This window comes from Aquamicrobium sp. LC103 (assembly GCF_001014615.2).
In the GTDB taxonomy this organism is placed as follows: domain Bacteria; phylum Pseudomonadota; class Alphaproteobacteria; order Rhizobiales; family Rhizobiaceae; genus LBCQ02.
The window spans coordinates 188628-212695 of record NZ_LBCQ02000012.1; the positions used below are offsets into that span (position 1 = coordinate 188628).

Consider the following 24068-nt stretch of genomic DNA (forward strand, 5'->3'; position numbering starts at 1 on the left):
GCGCCGGACGGGCGCCAAGGACTTCGAAGAGGACGATGAGCGTCCCGGAGAGACAGGCAGGAAAGCGTACAACCAAGGAGGAAATGGGAATGTTTACAAGACGAACCATGCTCGGCGCGCTCGGCGCCGTCGCGATGCTGGGCGCAAGCGTACCGGCCATGGCCCAGGAAACCTATGTCGCGCTCATCTCGAAGGGCTTCCAGCATCAGTTCTGGCAGGCGGTGAAGGCGGGAGCGGACAAGGCGGCCGCCGAACTCGGCGTGACCGTTACCTTCGAAGGGCCGGACACGGAAGCTCAGGTCGACCGTCAGATCGACATGCTGGCGGCGGCGCTGGCGAAGAAGCCCGCCGCCATCGGCTTCGCCGCGCTCGACAGCCAGGCCGCGATCCCGCTGCTCCAGCAGGCTAAGGACGCGGGAATACCGGTCGTCGCCTTCGACTCGGGCGTGGAATCCGACATTCCCGTCTCGACCGCCTCGACCGACAACATCGCCGCCGCCGCGCTCGCGGCGGACAAGATGGCCGAGCTCATCGGCGGCGAAGGCAAGATCGCGCTCGTCGTCCACGACCAGACCAGCCGCACCGGCATCGACCGGCGCGACGGCTTCGTCAACCGCATGAAGGAGGCCTACCCGAAAATCGAGATCGTCTCGATCCAGTATGGCGGCGGCGACCATCTGCAATCGACCGAGATCACCAAGTCGATCCTGCAGGCCAATCCCGACCTGAAAGGCATTTTCGGCGCGAATGAAGGTTCGGCGATCGGCGTCGTCAACGGCGCGCGCGAGCTCAACCGGCAGCTCGTGATCATCGGCTACGATTCCGGCGCGCAGCAGAAGCAGGCGATCCGTGACGGGCTGATGGCCGGCGCGATCACGCAGAACCCTGTCGGAATCGGCTACGAGACGGTCGTTGCGGCGGTGAAGGCCGCCAAGGGCGAGGGGGTGGAGAAGAGCATCGACACCGGCTTCTTCTACTACGACAAGTCGAACATCGACGATCCGGAGATCGCCGCGGTTCTCTACGACTGATTGCGAGCGGCGCCAGGAATTTCCCGGCGCCGCCCTTCCAGGAAACTGATGCTCGACAGGCTCCCACCGGACACCATCATGACCCATATCGTCGACATGCAGGTGCTCGACCTGCGCTTTCCGACATCGCTTCACCTCGACGGTTCGGACGCGATGAATCCAGATCCCGACTATTCGGCGGCCTATGTGATATTGAAGACCGACGGCAGCCATGAAGGCCACGGGCTGACCTTCACCATCGGGCGTGGCAACGACATCTGCTGCGCGGCGATCGAGGCCATGCGCCATCTCGTCGTCGGACTCGACATGGCGGAAGTCGCCGCCGACATGGGCGCCTTCTGGCGGCACGTAACCTCGGACAGCCAGCTGCGCTGGATCGGCCCCGACAAGGGCGCCATTCATCTCGCCACCGGCGCGATCGTCAACGCGGTTTGGGATCTGTGGGCGAAGATCGCGGGCAAGCCGATCTGGCGTCTGGTGGCGGATATGAGCCCGGAGGAGCTCGTCCGCTGCATCGACTTTCGCTACATCACCGATTGCATCACGCGCGAGGAGGCGCTGTCCCTTCTCAAGGAGAAGGCAGAGGGAAAGGCCGAGCGCATCGCCGTCCTCGAGCGCGAGGGCTATCCCTGCTACACGACCTCGGCAGGCTGGCTCGGCTACGAGGACGAGAAGCTGCGCCGGCTCTGCCGCGAGGCGGTGGAGGCGGGCTTCGACCATGTCAAGCTCAAGGTCGGGCGCGACCGCGCCGACGACATCAGGCGGTTGCGGATCGCGCGCGAGGCGCTGGGGCCGGACCGCAAGCTGATGATCGACGCGAACCAGGTCTGGGAAGTCGGGGAAGCGATCGACTGGGTCCGCGATCTCGCCTTCGCGAAGCCCTGGTTCATCGAGGAGCCGACCAGCCCCGACGACGTCGAGGGACATCGCCGGATCCGCAAGGGCGTCGCGCCCGTGCAGGTGGCGACCGGCGAGATGTGCCAGAACCGCATCATGTTCAAGCAGTTCATCATGCGCGGCGCGATCGACGTCGTGCAGATCGACGCCTGCCGGCTTGGCGGCGTCAACGAGGTGCTGGCCGTGCTTCTGATGGCGGCAAAATACGACCTGCCGGTGTGCCCGCATGCGGGAGGCGTGGGACTTTGCGAGTATGTCCAGCATCTGGCGATGATCGACTATGTCGCGATCGCCGGCACGCGCGAGGGCAGGGTGGTGGAGTATGTCGACCACCTGCACGAACATTTTCTCGATCCCTGCGTTATCCGTGGCGCCGCCTATATGCCGCCGTCGGCTCCCGGCTTCTCGATCGAGATGAAGCCGGCTTCGCGTGCGGCGCATCTGTTCGCAGGCTGAGGGAGGGGTTTCATGGAACTCGGGCTGAAGGACAAGATCGTCATCGTCACCGGCGGAGGGGCGGGCATAGGTGGGGCGATAACGATGGCGCTCGCCGGCGAGGGCGCGGTACCGGTGATCTTCGGGCGCAGTCCGCTTGGCGAGGATTTTTCGACGCGCCTCGCCGGAACCGCCCCGCGTTCAAAATTCGTCCAGTTGGATTTGACGGACGACGATGCCTGCAAGAGGGCGGTGGAGGAAACGGTTTCCGCCTTCGGCCGCATCGACGGGCTCGTCAACAATGCCGGCATCAATGACGGCGTCGGGCTGGAAGCGGGGCCGGAGGCTTTCCGTCAGTCACTGGAGCGCAACCTGATCCACTATTATACAGTCGCCCATCACGCGCTTCCCGCCTTGAAGAAGTCGCGCGGCGCGATCGTCAACATTTCGTCGAAGACGGCGCTGACGGGACAGGGCGACACCAGCGGCTACACCGCCGCCAAGGGCGCGCAGCTCGCGCTGACGCGCGAATGGGCGGCATCGCTGCGCAAGGACGGGATCCGCGTCAACGCCGTCATTCCCGCCGAGGTGATGACGCCGCTCTACGAGAAATGGCTCTCGACCTTCGACGATCCGCGGGCACGCCTCGACGAGATCGTGCGGCGCATACCGCTCGGCCAGCGGATGACGACGGCGGACGAGATCGCCGCCACCGTCGTCTTCCTGCTTTCGGAACGTGCTAGCCACACGACCGGACAATGGCTGTTCGTCGACGGCGGCTACACCCATCTCGACCGCGCGCTGGATTGAACGCGCGTCGAGGCTTTTCAAAGCGCGTTTATTCTATCGACGAGCCCCTCCGGCCAATCGCCCGACAGCGGCGATTCCAGATACGTCTTGTTTGCATGGGTCTGGAACGCGGCGACATCGGGCGTGTAGACTTCGAGCCCTTCTTTCTTGAAGAACTCGATCAGTTCCTTTTCCTGCTCCAGATATTGGCCATTGCTCCATTCGAAGGCGGCGTTCGCGGCTTCCCGCATCCTCGCCTGTTGCTCGGGCGCGAGCGCATCGAATTTCTTGGCGTTTATCAAGAGCATGCCGAACCCGACATTGTGAGCGGTCAGCACGATCTGATCTGTGACTTCATGAAACTTCATCAACTTGTTGTTGGGCAATGGATTGTCCTGCCCGTCGATGGCGCCGGTCTGCAAGCCGGTATAGGTTTCGGCATAGGGCATCGGAGTCGGATTGGCGCCGATCGCCTGTCCCAGGAACTGCCAGGCCTCCCCGTCGGGCATGCGGAGTTTCACGCCTGCGAGGTCTTCAGGCACGTCGATCTTTTTGTCACCCTTCAAATTGACGTGGCGCGTGCCGTAATAGGCGGGAGCGAGAATGACGACGCCGGCCTGTTCCCTGGCCATCTTCTTGAACTCGTCGCCGATTTCGCTTTCGAAGATCGCTTTCATATGGGCCGCATCGCGCACGAGATATGCCGCGGACAAGATGCTGAAGGCAGGTACCTGTTTCGCAAGGTCCGACGGCGGCAGTAACGCCATATCCAGATTGCCGCGCTGCACGGCGACGAGTTCGGAGCCCTGCTTGAACAGCGTGCCGTTAAAATAGGGTTCGAACTTGAACTCGTCGCCGAGTTGCTTGGCGAAGATGTCCACCAGGGCCACGGATCGTGGCGCGTCGGCGGTCGTTACATCCGAAAAGCGCAGGGCGATCTGGTCCGCTGCTTCCGCCATTCCCGTCATCATCGTGGCGGCGGCAAGCGCCAGCGCCGCCCGTCTCGTTAGGTTTCTCATCGGCTTCTCCTCAAATCTGCAAAATTGGAACGATCTTCATCCGAACAGATGTTCAGGAAGCCCTTCGCCGATCCCGTCGATGGCGAAGAGCGCGCCTGCCTGCGGTTCGGCCGCCAGCTGGTCGGGGGACAGGAACTTGTATGCGCTGGTAACATAGAGGGTCTTCAGGTCGGCCCCTCCGAAACATACGCAGGTCGGGTTTGTCACCGGCATGGGAACCGATCGGTCCATCCCGCCGTCGGGCCGATAGCGAACGATCCGCGATCCCGCGAAGAAGGCCGTCCACAGGCAGCCGTCAACGTCGACGCACGCTCCGTCCGGCCGATCGCCGGTTTCGGAATAATCCGCGAATAGACGGCGATTGCTGATCCGGCCGTCGTCGAGGTCGAAGTCGAACGCCCATGTCCGGTATCGGCGCGTGTCGGTCAGGTACAGGGTGCGGGCATCGGGAGAAAAGGCGATGCCGTTGGTGACGACGATGTCGTCGAGCATCTTCGTGACGGTACCGTCGGGATCGACGCGGTAGAGGCTGCCGTTCGGTCGATGGAGTTCATTGTCCATCGTGCCGATCCAGAGACGTCCGCGCGCGTCGACCCGTCCGTCGTTGAGCCTGTTGTCGAGTCCCTGTTCCACGCGGGCAAAGAGCGTGATGTCGCCTTTGGCGGGATCGAAGAGATGCAGGTCGAGATCGATCGCGACGAGGCGTTCACTCGTTTTCGTCAGCGCCTGCGACCCCAGCCATGTGCCCGGCATGGAGTGAGCGCCGCTCTCCCCGTTGGCAGGATCGAGGAATTGCAGCTTGGGCCGTTCTATGTCCACCCACCAGAGCTTGCCTGTGGTGCTGCACCATAGTGGCGTCTCGCCCAATCGGTCCCGGCTGTCGACCACGCATTCGATATGGGGCCTCATCGGCTTCGATACCCGTTTATCCGCGTGTCTGCAGCAGCGTCAGCATGGCCCCGACCGCCACGCCGTAGCCGTTCGCGCCGAGGCCGGCTATGACCGCCGTGGCCGTCTTCGACACCAGCGAATTGTGATAGATCGCTTCGCGCCGGTGGATGTTGGAGATGTGCAGTTCGATGATCGGACCTGGAAACATCTTAAGCGCGTCGAGAATGGCAATCGAGGTGAAGGTGAAGGCTGCTGGATTGATGATGATGCCAGCACCTTCGTCGGTCGCCTCGTGTATCCACCCGATGATTTCGTGCTCGGCGTTGGACTGGTGGAAGCGGAGCGGACGATCGCCGGCAGCTTCCCGGCACATGGCTTCGACTTCGGCAAGGGTCGTGCGACCGTAGATTTCCGGCTCGCGCTTGCCGAGGCGGTTAAGGTTCGGGCCGTTGAGGATGTAGATTGGCTTGGTCATGGACAGTCTTCTGAATGAATCTCAGCCCGAATAGCCGAACAGGCGCGGGACGAAGAGGACGATTCCTGGGATGAAGGTGATCAATGCGAGCGCGGTGAGCATGCCGATCAGAAACGGCATGGTATCCCGGACGATCGCACGCATCGGCGCACCCGAAACGCGGGTAACGACGAAGAGAAGCAGGCCATAGGGCGGCGTGATGAGGCCGAGCATGACGTTGAAGACGACCACGACGCCGAAATGAACCATGTCGATGCCCAGCGCCTGCGCCGTCGGGATCAGCACCGGCACGATCACGAGAAGGATCGTCGTGCCTTCGAGCAGGCAGCCGAGGATCAACAGCACGATATTGACGATCAGCAGGAAGGTCAGCGGCGTCAGATCGAAGCTGAGCAGGAACACGCTGATCGAATTCGGGATGTTCTCGACCGTGACGACGTAGTTGAAAACCAACGCGCCCGCGATGAGCATGCCGACCGAGGTCGTCATGCGGCCGGCCGACTGCAGGGATGCGTACAATTCGCGAAACCCGACGTCGCGATGGATCACGGCCGAGACCAGCAGCGCGTAACCCGCCGCCACCGCGGCCGCCTCGGTCGGCGTCATGACGCCGCCGCGCAGGCCGACCAGCAGCACGACCGGCAGCATCAGCGCCGGCAGGGCGCGAATGGTGATGCCGGGGATATGCTTCAGCGGCACCGGGGCTTCGGTGGGAAAATTCTGCCGCCTCGCGCTCCAAGCGACGATCGCCATCTGGCTGATGCAGATGAGCAGTCCCGGCAGGATGCCTGCCAGAAACAGGAAGCCGATCGAGGCATTGGAAACCAGGGAGTAGATGACGAGCGGAATGGAAGGCGGGAGAATCGGCGCCATGACGGCGGAGACGGCCGTCAGCGCACCCGCGAAGCTCGGCGTGTATTTTCCGTTCTCGGTCATCATCTTCTGCATCATCTTGCCCATGCCCGCCGCATCGGCGATCGCCGAACCGGACATGCCGGCGAAGATGAGGCTCTGCAGCACGTTGACCTGGGCGAGACCGCCGCGGAAGCGGCCGACGATGGCATTGCAGAAGTTCAGGAGGCGGATCGTCATCGATCCCGAATTCATCAGCTCGGCCGCCAGGATGAACAGCGGCACGGCGAGCATGGTGTAGCTCGTGAACATGCTGTTGAGCAGTTGCTCGGCCGCCGTGCCCATGTCGAGGCCCGCCGCGTAGAGATACAGGATCGACGCGCAGATCATGGAATGGCCTATGGGAAGGCCGAGGAGGCTCAGCGCCACCAGTGAGGTTATGCAAAGCGTAAAGGGGTCTGAAAGGTTCATAGACCTGAACTCGCGGTGGTGGGGTCGACTTCCTTGGGCGCGCGACGCAGGGCTTTCCAAAGAAGCCACCCGTACCGGCAGATCACGGCGACCGCGAAGATCACGTAGATGGAATAGAGATAGTCGAAGCGGATCTTGAGATAGGCCGTACGCTCGACCTTCATGAAAGTGACGTAGTCGACGACCGCGGGCAGCGAGAAGATGTAGAGGCCCAGGAGCGCCAGCGAGCTGAGGATCACCATCACCCGACGCGCCGTCGGACCGACGGCGCCGTAGACCAGGTCGAACCGGATCTCCTCGTTCTCGCGCACGACGAAGGCGGCACCCCACAGCACCAGCCATAGCCACATGATGACCGTGAGCTCCGACGTCCAGCCGATGGGGAAATTGAGAAAATAGCGAAAGACGATCTGGCCGATGAAGGCGAGGAACATGATCCCCAGCATCAGGGCAAGGATGTTCTCGGCGCGTCGGTATAACCAATGCCCGATGCGGGACAGATGCATTGCCACCTCTCAAGGAAAGTGTTCGGTAGCGCACGGCGTCGCGCCGCGCGAAGGCGACGTGGCCCGCCATCCGCGGACCACGTCGATCTGTTGAAATCAAAGAGCGTTGATCTTCTCGATCAGCCCTTCCGGCCAGCTCGCCGAGAGGTCGGATTCCAGATAGAGCTTCTGGGCATGCGTGCGGAATGCCTCGATATCCGGCGTATAGACCTCGAGCCCCTTTTCCTTGAAGTAGGCTAGGAGTTCTTCCTCCTGCTTCAGGTGTTCCGCAGCGCTCCAATCGATCGCCTTGTCGGCGGCCGCCTGGACGGCCTGCTGCTGTTCCGGCGTCATGGCGTTCCAGCTTTTCGACGAGATCGTCAGGAGATCGAAGGCGACCAGATGCGATGTCAGGACGATCTGCGACATGACCTCGTAGAACTTCATGTTCTGGACGTTCGGCAGGGGGTTGTCCTGCCCGTCGATGGCGCCGGTCTGGAGGCCGGTATAGACCTCCGCGTAAGCCATCGGCGTGGGGTTGGCGCCAAGCGCTTGCCCGAGGAACTGCCAGGCGTCGCCGCCGGGCATCCTGAGCTTGATGCCTGCCATGTCGGCGGGCGTGTTGATCTTCTTGTCCGGCTTCAGGCCGACCTGACGCGTGCCGTAAAAGGTCGGGCCGAGCACGCGCACGCCAAGCTTTTCCTCGGCCATCTGTTTCATCTCGTCGCCGAGTTCGCTGTCGAAGAACGCCTTGAGGTGGTTGGCGTCGCGGAAGAGATAGGCGGAGGTCAGGATCGACCATTCCGGAAGCTGGTTGGAAATGTCCTGAGGCGCGACATTGCTCATCTCGAGATTGCCGCGTTGCAGGGCGACGAGCTCGGTTCCCTGTTTGAACAGGTTTCCTCCGTAGTAGCCCTCGAAGGTGAAGCTGTCGGCGATGTCCTCGGCGAACGACTTCATCATGTTCGCGCGGATGTCCTGGTCCGAGAACACGGCGGAGAAGCGAAGCTTCGGCTTGTCCTGGGCGAAAGCTGGAAAGGCGATCGCGGCGGCGAGAAGGCTGGTGCCGACCAGGAAACGGCGGCGATTGGTGTTGCGTTTCATATATTCCTCCCTTTTTTCAGTGCATGAGGGCGCAAGCATCTGGCTTTCGGTCTTTCGGCCCAGTGCGCCCGGTTTTCATTGCGACGGGTTCAACCGCTCGACAAAGAACTCGAAGGTACGGTTTGCGGCCGTCAGCGCCGAACTGCGGGCCAGCGCTTCGTCGGGCGCGACGAAGCTGTGATCCACCCCTTCGACATAGAGGGTCTGTACGTCGACGCCCGCGCCTTTCAGCTTCTCCTCGAACTCCCTGGATTGGGAGATCGGGACGACTTTGTCCTCGGTTCCGTGCGCAAGCAGGAAAGGCGGCGACTTGTCGTCGACGAAGCTGACCGGACTCGCCGAGGCCACGACGTAGTTCGTGCAGTAGCCCGGATTGCAGCCCAGGAAGCGCGAGCGTGAATCGCCTGCCAGCGATTGCTCGGGAACAGGGCCCATCGTCGAGAAGTCGAAGATGCCGTACCAGATCGCGGCGGCATCCACGCAGGTTGAAGTTTCGGGCTTCGCCGTCGAAAAGACATCCAGGCTCTGCTGGTCGCAGGAGACGGCTGCCAGCGATGCCAGATGTCCGCCCGCCGAGCTGCCCCAGATTCCGAAACGTTCCGGATCGATGCCGTATTTGTCGGCGTTGTCGCGAAGGAAGCGGATAGCCGCCTTCACGTCGTGGAGCGCGGCAGGAAACGGAGCCTCGCCGCTCAGACGATATTCCGCCGACGCCACGACGAAGCCACGGGAAGCGAAACTGGCCAGCACGCCAGGAAAGTCGGTGAAGACGCCGGCGGCCCGCTTGTGGCTGCGTTCCCAACCGCCGCCATGGATATAGAGGATGACCGGCTTGGGTTCGGTGGCGGCGGGATCATGGTAGATGTCCAGCGCGAGGGGACGGAATCCAACCTGCGTGTCATAGGTGACGTCCCCGATCGCGACTATCCCGTCCGGAAATTCCACCATGCGTTCGGGAAATGCGTCGCCCGATGGCGGCCGGGGCGCGGTCGGGAAATCGGGCGCGTCCGCCGCGCTTTGCGCGAGCGCGTTGCCGCCGGCAAGAAGCGTGCACAAGGCCGCGATCCGCAAGGCTCTCATAATCGCTCTCCTCCTCCGGCAAGTTGAAGCGGATGATCGCTCCGTGAAGCCTCTCGATCTCCAGGCTTCCCACTGCATGAGGCAATTCATTGCACTAGACAATTTCAAATTCAATATGTGTACGGAAATTTATATGAGATTTTTCCATTTCTCCGTTTAAAGTGGAATGCGGCTTGATGCATGGCAACGGTCGTGCGAAGAATTCCCGCCGCAGAACCGGATGTATCGCTTCATGGACTCCTCCACCCCACCCAACGAAACCGCTGGCGAAAACGCCTACAGGAAGATCCGCAGCGACATCATCTTCGGGCGCCTCGCGCCAGGGCAGAAGCTGAAACTGGAAAGGCTGCGGGGTCGTTACGACACGAGCGTCAGCACGCTGCGCGAGATCCTCTACCGGCTTTTGTCTGAAGGCTTCATTCTTGCCGAGGGGCAGCGCGGCTTCGAGGTTCCTCCCCTGTCGGCGGCGAATTTGCGCGAGGTCGCGGATATGCGCGACCTGCTCGAACGGCATGCGCTGCGCGATTCCTTCGCCGCCGGCGATATCGACTGGGAGGGCCGCGTGGTCGCCGCCCATCACAAGCTGGCGCGGATGGAAAGGCGGATGCTGGCGGGCGAGCGCAGCGAAACGGAGCTGTGGAAGCGCTACGATTGGGAGTTCCACCACGCGCTGATCTCCGCTTGCGGTTCGAAGGCGCTTCTGGAAACTCATGCGGTGATCTTCGACCGCTATGTCCGCTATCAGATCATCGCCGTGGTGTTTCGCGGCAAGGCGGCCGCCGACGAGCATGAGGAACTGCTCGATTGCGCGCTTCGCCGCGACGCGGTGCGTGCTGGCGAAATATTGCAGCGCCACATCGCCGCCTGCGTCGACTACACGGTCGGGAACGGCCTGCTGAATTGATCTCTGCTCGTGGAACAGCTTGAAGTTTCGACGCGCAACGGCGATTATCTCCGACATTCATGAAACCGTCGGAAGAATCGTAAATTGCTCGCAAATGACGCTGCCGCCGAAACCATCGGGGAAAACGCCTATCGACGGATAAGGACGGATATCATATTCGGCCGCGCCGCGCCGGGGCAGAAACTGAAGCTGGATCGGCTCAAGGACGAGTATGGCGCGAGCATCAGCACGCTGCGCGAAATCCTCAATCGGCTGTCGTCTGAGGGACTGGTCGTCGCCGAGGGGCAGCGCGGCTTCGAGGTGGCGCCGGTTTCGATTGAAAACCTCAAGGAAATAGCAGCCTTGCGTCTTCTTCTCGAGGGACACGCGCTGGAGCAGTCCTTCGCCTCGGGCGATATGGAGTGGGAAGGACGGGTGGTTGCGGCTCATCACAAGCTGGCAAGCCTGGAGCGCCTGATGAAAGGCGGGGATTTCAGCCAGACCGAGACCTGGAAGCGATACGATTGGGAGTTCCACCAGGCGCTGATTTCAGCCTGCGGTTCGCAGGTGCTGATGGATACCCATGCAAGCGTCTTCGACAAATATCTGCGCTACCAGATGATCGCGCTTTCGTTCCGCGGCGATATCGCCGCCAAAGAGCACCAGACGCTTCTCGAATGCGCGCTCGCGCGCGATGCGGAAACCGCGAAGCTTACGTTGGAGCGCCATGTCGAGGGCGGCGTGGAACATGCGCTGGCCACGGGCGCCATCGCCTGATCCGGAGGAATTGCGATCATGCAAAATCAATAATGTCTGATAGAATGTTGTTTGCCTGCTGAAACGAATTGCGGCATATATGCTCTGCGGTGAGAAAGGCTCTCGCCGGGCAGGAACAATCAGCAGGAAATCAAGGCCAGCATGCGTATCCGTCTCGGACTGATCGGGGACAACATCAAGCGCTCCAAGTCGCCGCTTCTCCATCGCCTGGCCGGGCAGCTTTGTGGAATCGAGGTTTCCTACGAGCCATTGATTCCCGCCGACATGGGACTTGATTTCGATGCCGTCTTCGAACGCTGCAGGGCAGGCGGCTTTCGCGGGATAAACATAACCTATCCCTATAAGGAGCAGGTGGTGTCGAGGCTGCGCGTCGACGATCCTCGCGTGCGCTCCATCGGCGCCTGCAACACGGTGTTGTTCGAGGAGGGCCGGCAGACCGGCTTCAACACGGATTATTCGGGTTTCGCGGCGGCGTTTCGCGCGAACTTTCCCGATCGGTCTCCGGCAAAGGTGGCGATGGCCGGGGCAGGGGGCGTCGGCAAGGCGATCGGCTTCGCGCTGGCCGAACTCGGTGCGACCGAGCTTCGCCTTTTCGATCCGGACGCGGCGAGGGCCGAAGCGCTTGCGCGGTCGATAGCGCGGGCGGAATCCGGATTGCGGGTCACCCTTGCCGGCACGATCGACGAGGCGGCGGCGGATTGCGACGGCCTCGTGAATTGCACGCCGCTCGGCATGGTCGGCTATCCCGGCACCGCGGTGCCGAAACGACTCATGAGGAGCGGAAGCTGGGCCTTCGACGCGGTCTACACGCCGGTCGAGACGCAATTTCTCGACGAGGCCCGCGCGGCGGGACTGGAAGTGATGAGCGGCTACGAGCTCTTCTTCCATCAGGGGGTCGATGCATTCCGGATATTTACCGGCTATGAGGTTGACGCCAAGGTGCTGCGGGCAGCACTTTTGGCGCCCGACGCCGATATTCGAGGAACCGCATGAAGACTTCCATCGCAACCGTTTCGATCAGCGGCGACCTGCGTGAAAAGCTCGCGGCGATAGCCGCGGCGGGTTTCGATGGGGTCGAGATATTCGAGAACGACTTCCTCGCTTATGACGGCACGCCAGAGGAAGTGGGGCGCATGGTGCGGGATCATGGGCTGGAAATCACGCTGTTCCAGCCGTTCCGTGATTTCGAGGGCATGCCCGAGCCGCAGCGCGCCCGCACGTTCGATCGCGCGGAGCGCAAGTTCGATCTGATGCAGGAACTGGGCACCGACCTCATGCTCGTCTGCTCGAACGTCTCGCCGCTGTCGTTAGGCGGCATCGACCGCGCGGCCGCCGATTTCCGCGAGCTCGGCGAGCGCGCCGCCAAGCGGGGCCTGCGCGTCGGCTACGAGGCGCTGGCCTGGGGCCGGCATATCAACGATCATCGCGACGCCTGGGAGATCGTGAGACGCGCCGATCATCCGAATATCGGCCTGATTCTCGATTCCTTCCACACGCTCGCCCGCAAGACCGACGTGAACACGATCCGGGCGATCCCCGGCGACCGCATCTTCATCGTCCAGCTCGCCGATGCGCCGCTGATCGACATGGAACTGCTCTATTGGAGCCGTCATTTCCGCAACATGCCCGGCGAGGGCGACCTGCCGGTGGTCGATTTCATGCGCGCCGTCGCCGCAACCGGCTATTCCGGGCCTTTATCCCTCGAAATCTTCAACGACCAGTTCCGGGGCGGCTCGCCCAAATCGATTTCGATCGACGGTCGACGCTCGCTTGTCGCGCTGATGGACCAGGTCGTCCGGCTCGAACCGCAGATCGCGATCCCGGTGCCGGAAATGCCGGAGAGAATAGCCGTCTCGGGCGTTGAGTTCATCGAATTCGCCGCCGACGAAGGGGAGGCGGAGGAGCTTGCGGCGCTGCTTTCCATGATGGGCTTCGCCGAAGCGGCACGTCACAAGAGCAAGGATGTCTCGCTGTGGCGCCAGGGTGGCATCAACATCGTCGTCAACACCGAGAAGGAAGGTTTCGCTCACTCTTCCTATCTCGTGCACGGCACGTCGGCCTATGCGATCGGCCTCAAGGTCGACGATGCCAAGGCGACGGTGGCACGGGCAAAGGCGCTGGGCGCGGAGCCCTTCGAGCAGCCGCGCGGGCCGGGCGAGCTGGCCATTCCGGCCATTCGCGGTGTCGGCGGCGGGGTGATCTATTTCATCGATGCCAAAAGCGAGCTCGCGCGCGTCTGGGAAATCGAGTTCGAGGAAATCCCGGATACCGCCGCCGGCGAGGATGCGGGTCTGATCTCGATCGATCATGTCGCCCAGACCATGAACTACGAGGAAATGCTGACTTGGCTCCTCTTCTACACCTCGATCTTCAGGACACGGAAACTGCCGATGGTCGACGTGGTGGATCCGGCCGGACTGGTGCGCAGCCAGGTTATCGAAAATGATGACGGTACCTTGCGGCTGACGCTCAACGGCGCCGAAAACCGTAAGACGCTGGCCGGCCACTTCATCGCGGAGAGCTTCGGCTCGAGCGTCCAGCATCTTGCCTTCCGCTCGGACGATATTTTCGCAACCGTCGGAACGCTCAGGGAAAAAGGCTTCCTCCCGCTCGAAATCTCGCCCAACTACTATGACGATCTTGAGGCCCGCTTCGGTTTCGAACCGGAATTCATCGACCGGCTGCGCGGCCACAACATCCTTTATGACCGCGACGACCGGGGCGAATATTTCCAGGTCTACAGCGCGAATTACGGCGAGGGCTTCTTCTTCGAGATCGTCGAGCGGCGAAATGGCTACAATGGCTACGGCGCGCCAAATGCGCCGTTCCGCATTGCCGCGCAGAAGCGGGCGATCCGGCCGAGAGGCATGCCCAGGATCTGAAAGCCGGCCGGCGTCGCGTCACAGATAGCCGGTCGGCACCGCGGTCGTGAACTTCATCTCCTCCATGCTGATCGAGGAGTTGATCTCGGAGAATTCGAGCTTCGAGATCATCGCCTTGTAGACATTGTCGTAGGTTTCGATGTCCGGCACCACGACCTTGACGACATAGTCGGTCTCGCCGGTGAGCCGGTATGCCTCGACGATTTCGGGAATCTCCTCGATCAGGCTTCTGAAGGAGTTGAGCCAGCTCATTTCGTGGCGCGGCGCCTTGATGCCGATGAAGATCGTCATCGGAACGTTCATCAGCTTGCGATCCACGAGGGCGACGCGCCGCTTGATGATGCCGGTTTCCTCCAGCCTGCGGATACGTCGCCAGCATGGGGTCGAGGACAGGTTGACCTCTTCGGCGATCTCGCTCACCGCACGGTCGCTGTCGCGCTGCAGGATATCGAGGATCCTGCGATCGATCTCGTCCAGTCCGCGATGAGGAGCAGGCGGCCTGACGGCCGCTTTCTGGTTGGTGCGTTGGCTGTCGCTCATTGCTCGATGAACTCGACGATGGCGCCGCTGGTCGCAGCCGGGGCGGTGGCGAGGCCGCGCGGCGTTTCATGAAGCGGCACGGCGATCGCTTTCCTCGCGCGGTCAAGATCCTCGACGGCGATCCGCAGGACGGCGAAGGCATGGGTAGGCGTCCGTGAAACGTCGATGCCCTCATAGCGACCGGCGAGCGCTTCGCGTGTGAGGAAGGTCAGCGGCACCGAACCGGTCTTCACCTCGTAACCGCCGTCGACCTCGCGCAGCTGGCCGGCGCGGTAGAGCCGCGCATAGGCTTTTGCCGCCGCCCTGGGATCGTCACTGGCCGCTACCGCGCCGGCCAATCCCTTCGCGCCGTTTGGATGGCGCATCAGTTCCGGCAGCCAGACCGTATCGCGGGTGCGGTGCTGGCACATGAAGGCGATGCCGAGCGGCACCTCAGTCTTGTCAAACTGAAGAATGGAGAAGGCCGCGACCGCCTCGCCTCCCGCCGGCAGCGTCACCGGTCGCTCGAAATCGACCACCTCGCCGGTGGCGATGCCGAGGGCGGCCAGTTCCCTGCGCGCCTCGCGCGCGTCGTCGATCCGACAGGCGATCGCGTAGAGGCCTTCGCCGTCTTTGTTCAGAAGGGCGCGCTTGCCCGCATTCTCCTCCGTCGGCGCCACGATGCCGAGCAGCTCGAAATAGTCATCGGCGGCAAACATGATCGTGTGGTTCGCCGAGCCCATTTTTTCGCTGTGGAAGCCCCGCGGCGAGATGGTGAAGCCCAGCCCGCGGAACTGCTCGAGGCTTCGGTCGAGATCGTTCACGAGCAGATAGCAATGGTCGATACCGGTGACGGGATGGGTCATGAAGGCTCCTTCAACCTCGTTTCGACGGATGCAATGACTATTTTCGCGGGCCGCGTCGTTGGGTTCAAGGACGTATCGCGACCGGGCAGGCTTTCGCAAACCTATTTCATTATTCCGCGGATTCCGGTCCGCGCCGGCGCCTGCTGCAATCTCATTCCTACTTTGTAGCCATGCCATCAAACATTATGCTCAATGTTAAATGAATTTGAGCATCAGATTCGTATTATATGCGAGTACAAGCAATCATATTGTTCATTTCCGTTGAAAATGGTAACCACGATAGGCCGATGAAGAGGCTGGTCGGAATCGGAACGCCTTCCTCGCCGAGGCCCGCATCGCGATAAACGTTAACCTCTCGACCTGAACCGGGACGAGATTTGACACCGCCGCTGGCGGCGGGGGAATGCAGTTCGACCATGATTGAAAGAAACGGCTGGCCCAGCATCGACGACCTGCGGACCGACGTGCTCGGTGAAGGCATCGCCATTCCGGGTCCTTTCGGCCCGCGACCGCTGGTATATGCGGATTACGTCGCCTCGGGCAGGGCGCTGGACTCGATCGAGACGGCGATCCGCAGGGCGGTGCTGCCCTTCTACGGCAACACGCATACCGAGACCTCCTATGCAGGTCGCCACACGACCCGGCTGCGCGAGGCCGCGCGCGCCGCGATCCGCAAGGCGGTCGAGGCCGAGGAACGCCACGCGGTGATCTTCACCGGCAGCGGCGCCACCGCGGCCGCCGACAAGCTGGTGCGGGCATTGTCGAACCGGCCGTCGGCATCGCAGGCCGCCAAGCCGGTCGTCTTCGTCGGACCGTACGAACATCATTCCAACGATTTGCCGTGGCGGGAAAGCGGCTTCGATATCGTTCGCGTACCACTCAACGACAAGGGCATGATCTGCCTTGCCAGCCTCGAAACCGCCTTGCGTGAGCATGGCGACCGCGCGCTCCTGATCGGCGCCTTCGCCGCCGCTTCCAATGTCACCGGCGTGCGCAGCGATCTCCACGCGCTTTCGACGCTTCTGCATCGTCACGGCGCGGTGTTCGTCTGCGACTTCGCCGCCGGCGGTCCCTACATGCCGATCAGGATGCGAGAAAGCGCTCCCGGCGCCGGGGATGGCATCGACGCGGCATTCTTCTCGCCGCACAAATTTGTCGGCGGCACGGGCGCTTCCGGCGTGCTGGTCGCGGACAAGGCGTTGCTTGGCGGCCCGCGTCCGACGGTCGCCGGCGGTGGCACGGTCAGTTACGTGACCCGCGACAGCCACACTTATGTGAGCGACCCGGAACGGCGCGAGGAAGCAGGCACGCCCGGCATCGTCGAGAACATCCGCGCCGGCATCGTCTTCGAGTTGAAATCGCGTATCGGCGTCGACGAGATCGAGCGCCGCGAGCACGCGCAGATGCAGCGGCTCGAAGCCGCGTGGGCGGCGACACCGGAGATAGAGCTGCTCGGTCCGCGCGATGCACCGCGGGTCGGCATCTATTCCTTCAATATTCGCGTGGGCGGACGCCTTCTGCATCACAATTATGTGGTCGCGCTTCTCAACGACCTCTTCGGCATCCAGGCGCGTGGCGGATGCTCCTGTGCCGGGCCGTACGGCCACGCGCTGCTCGGCATCGACACGGCGCATGCCCGCGCCCATGAACGGGCGGTGGCGCGTGGGCTCTCGGCCTTCAGACCCGGCTGGGCCCGCCTCGGCCTGAACTACACCTTCACCGACGAGGTCACCGACTACATCGCGGCCGCCGTCGCGTTCATCGTCAGGCACGGCGCCGACCTTCTGCCGCTCTACAGGCTCGACGCGAAGGCGGGGGTCTGGCGGGCCGTGGACGTTGATACCTTTAGCGCTGAAACCACCTTCGACGACCTCTTCCAGGAGAGGCTGCAGGTCAGTCCGCCCGACTTTGCCGATTGCCTCGCTCGCGCCGAAGCTATAGCGGTGGACGCATCATCGGGAACTGCACTGCCCGAGCGCTTCGACGACGAAGCCGAGGCGTTGCGGTGGTTCTGGATGCCGCACGAGGCCCACCTCATTCCGATCAGGAACAGCGCATGACCGAAAACACCGAATGGCCTGCCTCGTCATGGGCGGCCGTCACGCCGCGCAGCGCGATCGCTCCATCCCTTCAGGGCGATGCGGAAACCGAGGTGGTGGTGATCGGTGGTGGCTTTTCCGGACTTTCGACGGCATTGCATCTGGTGAAGCGCGGCCGCAAGACGATGCTGCTGGAAGGGGCGGAGATCGGCTGGGGCGCCTCCGGACGAAACAATGGGCAGGTGATCCCGACCATGTCGGCGGTGGAGCCCGACGCGATCGTCAAGCGTTTCGGCGAAACCGGCGAGCGCTTTGCGAGGCTGATCGGGCAGAGCGCGGAGACGCTTTTCCGGCTCGCCGAGGCGGAAGGCATCGGTTGCGAGGCCGAGCAGACGGGCTGGTTCCAGCCCGCGCATTCTCCGGGACGGATACGCCTCAGCGAGAGGCGCGTCGAGGCCTGGCGCCGCTTCGGATCGCCGGCGCAGTTGCTCGGCCGCGAGGATTGCGCCCGGCTGCTGGGTTCCGATTTCTGGTATGGCGGCATGCTCAACCCGACCGGCGGCCACGTCAACCCGCTGGCGCTGGCGCGCGGGCTTGCCGAGGCCTGTGCGCGCCAGGGCGCGGTTCTGCACGAGAATTCGCCGGTGACCGGCTATGAGCGCGAGGGCGACGGCTGGCGTGTTCGCACAGCCGGCGGTTCCGTTCGCGCCCGCGCCGTGGTGCTCGCAACCAATGCCTACACCGACGCGCTTGAAAGCGGGCTGGAGCCGCGCATCTCGCGCGGCGCGGTGCCCATCCTATCCTGGCAGATGGCGAGCGAACCCATCGGCGACAATCTGCGCGCCACGATCGTGCCGGGCCGGCAGGCAATTTCCGACACCAGGGCCGATCTCCGCTTCTTCCGCTACGACGCCCGCAACCGCCTGATAACCGGTGGCTCCGTGCTCGGCGCGCACGACGCGGAGGCGCGCGTCATGGCGAAGGCGAGCGAGAACATGGGAAAAGCCTTTCCGCAGCTTTCAGGCATCAGGTTCACTCATGTCTGGAGCGGGCGCGTCGGCATCACGCAGGACCGGCTTCCGCATTTCCATCGGCTCGGGCCCGATCTGTGGGGTTGGACGGGCTGCAACGGTCGCGGGGTGGCGCTGTCGATCTCGCTCGGCCGCGAACTCGCGGCAGCCGTCGACGGCGTGTCGACGAAAGAACTGGCCTTGCCGCTGACGGAGCCGGATCGCGTGCCGTTCCATCCGATCGCGCGGCGCATCGCTCCTTTCATCCTCGCCTGGTACAAGCGGCGCGACCGCAAGGAAATCGCGCCCGCCTGAAATCGGGGGGAACCTCCGGGACCGGCAGTGCCGTCCCTATCGATCGCGGCTGCCGTAAATCGGCGCGGCGACATACCTTCACTCCCTGCGCGCAAGTCGCGTCACAGTACCTTGTCTTTACGGAATTTTTGTCCTCGGACGGTGCTTTCCTCACCGAACCGCGCCAGCATGCCGGCCGGAGCCTGCGGCATTTCTGCACTTGACCCCGCGTCAGTTACGCTTTACGAGTGACGAAAATTGAAAATCGTCAGACGTAAAACGTTACGAGCCATGAGCGACGCAGCCGAAGACAATCTCGACACCGTCCGGCAGGAAAATGTCGAGCGCATACTGGAAGCCGCCGAGCGGCTCTTCCGCCATTATGGCTACGGCAAGACGACCGTGGCCGACATCGCCCGCGATCTCGGCATGTCGCCGGCCAACATCTACCGTTTCTTTTCCTCCAAGGAGGAAATCCACCAGGCGATCTGCGGCCGGATTTTGGGGGCGGGCTATGATCTCATAGTCGCCATCTCGAAGGAATCCGGAAGCGCTTCCGATCGACTGCGCCGCTGCATCTTGGCGGAGCATCGCATGACGCTCGAGACGATGCTCGACGAGCAGAAGGTCCACGAGATGGTGGTCGTGGCACTCGAGCGCGACTGGCACGTGATCGACAAATATATCGACCGCATCAACGAGGTTTTCGCGGAAATCATCCGCCAGGGAATAGATGCCGGCGAATTCGCCGAGCAGGATGCCGCTGCCGCCGCCAGATGTTTTGGGGCCAGCACCGTCATCCTTTGCCACCCGCAAATGGTGGCCCAGTGCCTCGCGAAGCAAAATCGCGCGACACCCGACGAACTGGTCGATTTCGCGATCAGGGCGCTGAAGAAATAGCGGCGGCCGGCGGCCGTCTTTCGATAGCTGGATTTTTTAGGAGTGCGAACGATGAATTCGTTCAAGACCTTCAACGGGGCCGTGCGCCCTTTCGCAACCCTCGCGCTGATCGCCGCACTCGGCATTGCGGTCTCCGCCTGCTCGGAGGCGAAGACGGAAACGGTCAAGGAAATCGTTCGACCGGTCAAGGTGGTGGAGATCGCAAATGGCGGAGACAGCCGCGAGGTCGACTACTCCGGGTCCGTGAAGGCGCGCACCGAAATGAATCTCGGCTTTCGCGTCGCCGGCAAGGTCACCGAGCGGCTGGCCGACATCGGCGACAAGGTGAAGCCGGGCGACGTGCTGGCGCGTATCGACTCGACCGACTATGAGTTGGCCGTCAACACCGCGAAGGCCAATCTGGCCGCCGCCGAGAAGCAGGTCGAGACGGCCGGCCTGGTGAAGCAGCGGGTTGAACAGCTCTTCGCGAAGAGAGTCGCCTCGCAGGCCAATGTCGACGAGGCATTGCTCAGCCACCAGCAAGCCATTGCGACGCGCGACGCGGCCCGTTCCTCTTTGCAGCAGGCCGACAACCAGGTCGCCTATAGCGAGCTGAAAGCGGACCAGAACGGCATCGTGACGGCGGTCAGCGCCGACAGGGGCCAGGTCGTGGCGATCGGCACGCCGGTGGTGACTGTCGCCGTCGACGACGAGAAGGAGATCCAGATCGCCGTACCCGAGGGTGACGTCGCGCATTTCAGGCCGGGCAAGGCGGTCAAGGTGGGCTTCTGGACCGACGACCGGCTTCGTCTGGACGGCACGGTCCGCGAGGTAGCGGGCAGCGCCGATCCGAGGTCGCGCACCTTCTCCGTCCGCATCAGCCTTCCCGACGATCCGCGCGTGCTTCTCGGCATGACGGCGACGGTCAGGGCGGCGGTCGATGCGGAACGTACGCTGGTTTCCGTGCCGCTGGAGGCGCTCGCCGACAAGGATGGCAAGCGGATCGTCTGGGTCGTCGATCGCGGCTCCTCCACCGTGCATGCGCGAGACATCGAGGTCGCCGACTTCACCTCCAACGGCGTCCGCGTGACGGAAGGGCTGCGACCCGGCGACGTCGTGGTTGCGGCCGGCACGCAGTTCATGGCCGAGAACCTGAAGGTCAAGCTGCCGGAAGGATCGGTCTCGCTCGAGACCGCCGAAGCGGCGCGCTGAAACCCTATTCGTTAGATATCGAGGCGTCTCATGACGACTTCCTCCGAAGACAAGAGACCGTTCAACCTCTCGCGCTGGGCGATCGGTCATCCCAGCATCGCCCGCTTCCTCTTCGGTCTCATATTGATCGCCGGCGTGCTCGGCCTGATGAATATGGGCCAGCGCGAGGATCCGGAATTCACCTTTCGCGTGATGGTCGTCCAGGCGGTCTGGCCCGGCGCCTCGCTCGAGGACATGCAGGACCAGGTGGTCAACAAGATCGAGCGCAAGCTGCAGGAAACGCCGCATCTCGACTGGGTGCGCTCCTACGCGCGCGCCGGCAGCGCCATCATCACCGTGCAGGTGAAGGGCGACACCACGCCCGATGAGGTGGCCGACGCCTTCTACCAGATCCGCAAGAAGGTGGGCGACATAGAGACCGAGCTGCCTGAAGGGCTGATGGGGCCGTATTTCAACGACGAGTTCGGCGACACTTTCATCACCATGCACGCGATCAGCGGCGACGGCTACAGCTATCCGGAGCTGAAGGCATTCGCCGTACAGGCGCGCGACATGCTGCTGACGACGCCGGGCGTCGAAAAGGCGGTCGTCATCGGAGACCAGCCGCAGGTGATCTATATCGACGTCTCCTCGAAGACGCTCGCCGAGCGCGGGTTGACGCTGGTTGACCTGCAGAATGCCATCAAAGGCCAAAACAATGTCGACCCGGCGGGTTCCGTCGACACCGGCACGCGCTCCGTGCGCATCTCGGTCGAGGGCGACGTCACGAGCGCGGCCGACATCCGCGAGCTGCGCCTGCGCGCGGGAGATCAGGTGACGCGCCTCGGCGACATCGCCACGGTGACGGAAGGCCTGCAGGATCCCTATCAGCGCAAATACCGCTTCAACGGGCATGAAAGCGTCCAGATCGGCGTCGTCATGGCCAAGGGTTTCAACGTTACCGATGTCGGCAAGAACGTCGAGGCGGTCTATCAGCGCTTCGAGGAAGCGCTGCCCTACGGGGTCTCGGTCGACCAAATTTCGAACCAGCCCCACGTCGTGACCGAGGCGATCGGCGAGTTCATGAAAGTGCTGGCCGAGGCGCTGGTGATCGTTCTCGTCGTCTCCTTCCTGTCGATCGGCTGGCGGTCTGGCCTGGTCATCGCCATAGCCATTCCGCTGGTGCTCGCGGCGACCTTTGCCATCATGTACCAGCTCGGCATCGATCTGCAGCGCATCTCGCTCGGCGCGTTGATCATCGCGCTCGGCCTGCTCGTCGACGACGCGATGATCGTGGTGGAGATGATGGAGCGCAAGCTCGAGGAGGGGCTTGAGAAGATCGACGCGGCAAGCTTCGCCTATTCCTCCACCGCCTTTCCGATGCTGACGGGCACGCTGATCACGACGGCGGGTTTCATTCCGGTCGGCTTCGCGGAATCGGCGGCGGGCGAGTATGTCCGCTCGCTGTTCTACGTGGTCGGCATCGCGCTGGTCATATCCTGGTTCGTGGCCGTGTATTTCACGCCCTGGCTGGGCCATATGATCCTGAAGCAGCGCCAGCATGTCGGCGAGCATCACGACGTCTTCGACACGCCCTTCTACCGGCGCCTGGGGGTGACGGTCGGCTGGGCCGTCAGGCATCGCATCCTCGTTCTCCTCTCGACCTTGGCGATCTTCGCCGCCAGCCTCTGGAGCTTCCAGTTCATTCCGCAGAACTTTTTCCCGGAATCGGAGCGGCCGGAGATCCTGGTCGATCTCTGGCTGCCGGAAGGCACGAGCATCAAGGAAGTCGAGGTCCAGGCCGAGGCGCTCGAGACGCGGATGATGGACGACCCGGACAAGAAGTTCATCGCCACATATATCGGCGAGGGCGTGCCCCGATTCTTCCTGCCGCTCGATCAGCAGCTTCGCAATCCCAATTTCGCGCAGTTGCTCATCATGGCGAATGACGAACCGGCGCGCGAACGACTGATCGAGAAGCTGCGGACGGTCCTCGCCGCGGATTTCCCGTCGATCCGGGCCAAGGTCGACCGGCTGTTCCTCGGCCCGCCGACCGGCTGGCCGGTGCAGTTGCGCGTGATGGGTCCAGGTCGCCAGGAAGTGCGCCGCATCGCCGACGAGGTGAAGGGGCGCTTCCACCAGGATCCGTTGCTCGACGCGGTTCACGACGACTGGCTCGAGCCGGTGTCGGCGATGAAACTGGTGATCGATCAGGACCGCGCCCGTGCGCTCGGCGTCACCTCGCAGCGGGTCCGCCAGATGCTGCAGGCCGCGATGTCCGGTATGCCGCTCGACGATTTCCGCGACGGCGAGGAAACCATTTCCATCGTCGCCCGGGAGCCGGGTGCAAGCAGGTCGCTGCTGTCGGCGGTGGATTCGGTCTACGTTCCGACGGACTTCGGCGACTTCGTGCCGGTCTCTCAGATCGCCCGCGTCGTTCCCGTCATGGAGCAGGGCATCGAATGGCGGCGCGACCGCCTGCCGACGATCTCCGTGCGCGCCACGCTGCCGGACGGCGTGCAGCCGAACGACGTGACGATGAAGCTCTTCAACGAAATGGCCGACCTGCGCGCGAGCCTGCCCGCCGGCTACAAGATAGAAATACAGGGCGGGGCCGAGGATGCTGCCGAAAGTCAGGCCTCGATCGCCGCCAAGGCGCCGATCATGCTGCTTGCGATCGTGCTGCTTCTCATGGTGCAGCTCCAGCATTTCGGCAAGTCGATGCTGGTGCTGGCGACGGGTCCGCTCGGTGTCATCGGCGCGGCCGCGGCGCTGCTGATCAGCGGCGCACCTTTCGGTTTCGTGGCCATTCTGGGGGTCATCGCGCTGCTCGGCATCATCATCCGCAACTCAATCATCCTCGTTGACCAGATCGACCAGGACATCGCCGCCGGGATCGAGCGCTACGAGGCGATCGTGGGGGCGACGGTGCGCCGTTTCCGGCCGATCACGCTGACCGCGCTGACGGCGGTTCTGGCACTGATCCCGATCTCGCGCGGTGTCTTCTGGGGACCGCTCGCCTATGCGATGATGGGCGGCATTCTCGTCGCCACCGTGCTGACCATCCTGGTCCTGCCGGCCGGTTACGCGCTCTTTTTCGGCAGGGAGCCGAAGGGCGCGCGGCCCAAGGCGGAAGCTGGGCAGAACGGGATGCCCGAAATCGAGCAACCGGCGCTGGCGGCGGAATAGGAAGGGACAG

At 63.1% G+C, this 24068-nt stretch carries 21 protein-coding genes; 12 read left to right on the plus strand and 9 right to left on the minus strand.

Annotated elements, in window-relative coordinates; translation table 11 throughout:
* Positions 1 to 89 precede the first annotated feature (89 nt).
* The 3 genes from XW59_RS22695 (at position 90) to XW59_RS22705 (ending at position 3173) form a co-directional block, all read left to right on the plus strand.
* Positions 90 to 1031, plus strand: coding sequence for an ABC transporter substrate-binding protein (locus XW59_RS22695; protein ID WP_047147884.1), 942 nt, complete (start codon positions 90 to 92; stop codon positions 1029 to 1031).
* A 78-nt stretch (positions 1032 to 1109) separates the two neighbouring features.
* The gene (locus tag XW59_RS22700) at positions 1110 to 2384 is read left to right on the plus strand and encodes an L-fuconate dehydratase (protein ID WP_047148048.1); all 1275 of its coding nucleotides are present in this window, start codon (positions 1110 to 1112) and stop codon (positions 2382 to 2384) included.
* 12 nt (positions 2385 to 2396) lie between these two features.
* On the plus strand, positions 2397 to 3173 hold the full coding sequence (locus tag XW59_RS22705) for an SDR family oxidoreductase (protein WP_047147883.1): 777 nt from the start codon (positions 2397 to 2399) through the stop codon (positions 3171 to 3173).
* A 17-nt stretch (positions 3174 to 3190) separates the two neighbouring features.
* Here the strand turns inward: XW59_RS22705 and XW59_RS22710 are convergent, their stop codons facing one another.
* The 7 genes from XW59_RS22710 to XW59_RS22740 form a co-directional block, all read right to left on the minus strand.
* On the minus strand, positions 3191 to 4171 hold the full coding sequence (locus XW59_RS22710) for a sialic acid TRAP transporter substrate-binding protein SiaP (protein WP_047147882.1): 981 nt from the start codon (positions 4169 to 4171) through the stop codon (positions 3191 to 3193).
* Positions 4172 to 4207: 36 nt separating this feature from the next.
* Positions 4208 to 5080 carry an SMP-30/gluconolactonase/LRE family protein gene (locus XW59_RS22715; RefSeq protein ID WP_047147881.1) on the minus strand — a complete coding sequence of 291 codons (873 nt, stop codon included), beginning with the start codon at positions 5078 to 5080 and terminating at the stop codon, positions 4208 to 4210.
* Positions 5081 to 5096: 16 nt separating this feature from the next.
* On the minus strand, positions 5097 to 5537 hold the full coding sequence (locus tag XW59_RS22720; RefSeq protein WP_047147880.1) for a type II 3-dehydroquinate dehydratase: 441 nt from the start codon (positions 5535 to 5537) through the stop codon (positions 5097 to 5099).
* A gap of 21 nt (positions 5538 to 5558) precedes the next feature.
* The gene (locus tag XW59_RS22725) at positions 5559 to 6860 is read right to left on the minus strand and encodes a TRAP transporter large permease (RefSeq protein WP_047147879.1); all 1302 of its coding nucleotides are present in this window, start codon (positions 6858 to 6860) and stop codon (positions 5559 to 5561) included.
* Entirely contained in the window at positions 6857 to 7366 is a 510-nt protein-coding gene (locus XW59_RS22730; RefSeq protein WP_047147878.1) for a TRAP transporter small permease subunit, read from the minus strand. Before XW59_RS22730 ends, XW59_RS22725 begins: the two co-directional genes overlap by 4 nt.
* Positions 7367 to 7462: 96 nt before the next feature.
* Complete coding sequence (gene dctP / locus XW59_RS22735; protein ID WP_047147877.1) at positions 7463 to 8449, minus strand: TRAP transporter substrate-binding protein DctP; 987 nt, start codon at positions 8447 to 8449, stop codon at positions 7463 to 7465.
* A 75-nt stretch (positions 8450 to 8524) separates the two neighbouring features.
* Positions 8525 to 9529, minus strand: a complete 1005-nt coding sequence (locus XW59_RS22740; RefSeq protein ID WP_047147876.1) for an alpha/beta hydrolase — start codon at positions 9527 to 9529, stop codon at positions 8525 to 8527.
* Positions 9530 to 9761: 232 nt separating this feature from the next.
* On the opposite strand from XW59_RS22740, the gene XW59_RS22745 reads away from it, so the two are divergent.
* The 4 genes from XW59_RS22745 (at position 9762) to XW59_RS22760 (ending at position 14071) form a co-directional block, all read left to right on the plus strand.
* Complete coding sequence (locus XW59_RS22745) at positions 9762 to 10433, plus strand: FCD domain-containing protein (RefSeq protein WP_047148047.1); 672 nt, start codon at positions 9762 to 9764, stop codon at positions 10431 to 10433.
* Positions 10434 to 10517: 84 nt separating this feature from the next.
* Positions 10518 to 11189: a GntR family transcriptional regulator gene (locus XW59_RS22750; RefSeq protein ID WP_047147875.1), complete on the plus strand. Its 672-nt coding sequence runs from the start codon at positions 10518 to 10520 to the stop codon at positions 11187 to 11189.
* Positions 11190 to 11330: 141 nt separating this feature from the next.
* Complete coding sequence (locus XW59_RS22755) at positions 11331 to 12182, plus strand: shikimate dehydrogenase (RefSeq protein WP_047147874.1); 852 nt, start codon at positions 11331 to 11333, stop codon at positions 12180 to 12182.
* On the plus strand, positions 12179 to 14071 hold the full coding sequence (locus XW59_RS22760; RefSeq protein ID WP_047147873.1) for a bifunctional sugar phosphate isomerase/epimerase/4-hydroxyphenylpyruvate dioxygenase family protein: 1893 nt from the start codon (positions 12179 to 12181) through the stop codon (positions 14069 to 14071). Before XW59_RS22755 ends, XW59_RS22760 begins: the two co-directional genes overlap by 4 nt.
* Positions 14072 to 14089: 18 nt before the next feature.
* Here XW59_RS22760 and XW59_RS22765 read toward each other — a convergent pair whose 3' ends face one another.
* Both XW59_RS22765 and XW59_RS22770 read right to left on the minus strand, forming a co-directional pair.
* Positions 14090 to 14611, minus strand: coding sequence for an Lrp/AsnC family transcriptional regulator (locus XW59_RS22765; protein WP_136068424.1), 522 nt, complete (start codon positions 14609 to 14611; stop codon positions 14090 to 14092).
* Positions 14608 to 15456 (minus strand): VOC family protein, encoded by an 849-nt coding sequence (locus tag XW59_RS22770; protein WP_047147872.1) that lies wholly within the window; start codon positions 15454 to 15456, stop codon positions 14608 to 14610. The genes XW59_RS22765 and XW59_RS22770 overlap by 4 nt, the downstream gene beginning before the upstream one ends.
* A 416-nt stretch (positions 15457 to 15872) precedes the next feature.
* Between XW59_RS22770 and XW59_RS22775 the strand changes: the two genes are divergently transcribed.
* The 5 genes from XW59_RS22775 to XW59_RS22795 all read left to right on the plus strand — a co-directional run bounded on the left by XW59_RS22775 (position 15873) and on the right by XW59_RS22795 (position 24058).
* A complete protein-coding gene (locus XW59_RS22775) occupies positions 15873 to 17516 on the plus strand; it encodes an aminotransferase class V-fold PLP-dependent enzyme (RefSeq protein WP_047147871.1) in 1644 nt (547 codons plus the stop codon).
* The gene (locus tag XW59_RS22780; RefSeq protein ID WP_137327079.1) at positions 17513 to 18820 is read left to right on the plus strand and encodes an FAD-dependent oxidoreductase; all 1308 of its coding nucleotides are present in this window, start codon (positions 17513 to 17515) and stop codon (positions 18818 to 18820) included. Before XW59_RS22775 ends, XW59_RS22780 begins: the two co-directional genes overlap by 4 nt.
* Before the next feature lie 270 nt (positions 18821 to 19090).
* On the plus strand, positions 19091 to 19699 hold the full coding sequence (locus XW59_RS22785; RefSeq protein ID WP_047147869.1) for a TetR family transcriptional regulator: 609 nt from the start codon (positions 19091 to 19093) through the stop codon (positions 19697 to 19699).
* Positions 19700 to 19750: 51 nt separating this feature from the next.
* On the plus strand, positions 19751 to 20890 hold the full coding sequence (locus tag XW59_RS22790) for an efflux RND transporter periplasmic adaptor subunit (RefSeq protein WP_047147868.1): 1140 nt from the start codon (positions 19751 to 19753) through the stop codon (positions 20888 to 20890).
* 30 nt (positions 20891 to 20920) lie between these two features.
* Positions 20921 to 24058: an efflux RND transporter permease subunit gene (locus tag XW59_RS22795; protein ID WP_047147867.1), complete on the plus strand. Its 3138-nt coding sequence runs from the start codon at positions 20921 to 20923 to the stop codon at positions 24056 to 24058.
* Positions 24059 to 24068 lie beyond the last annotated feature (10 nt).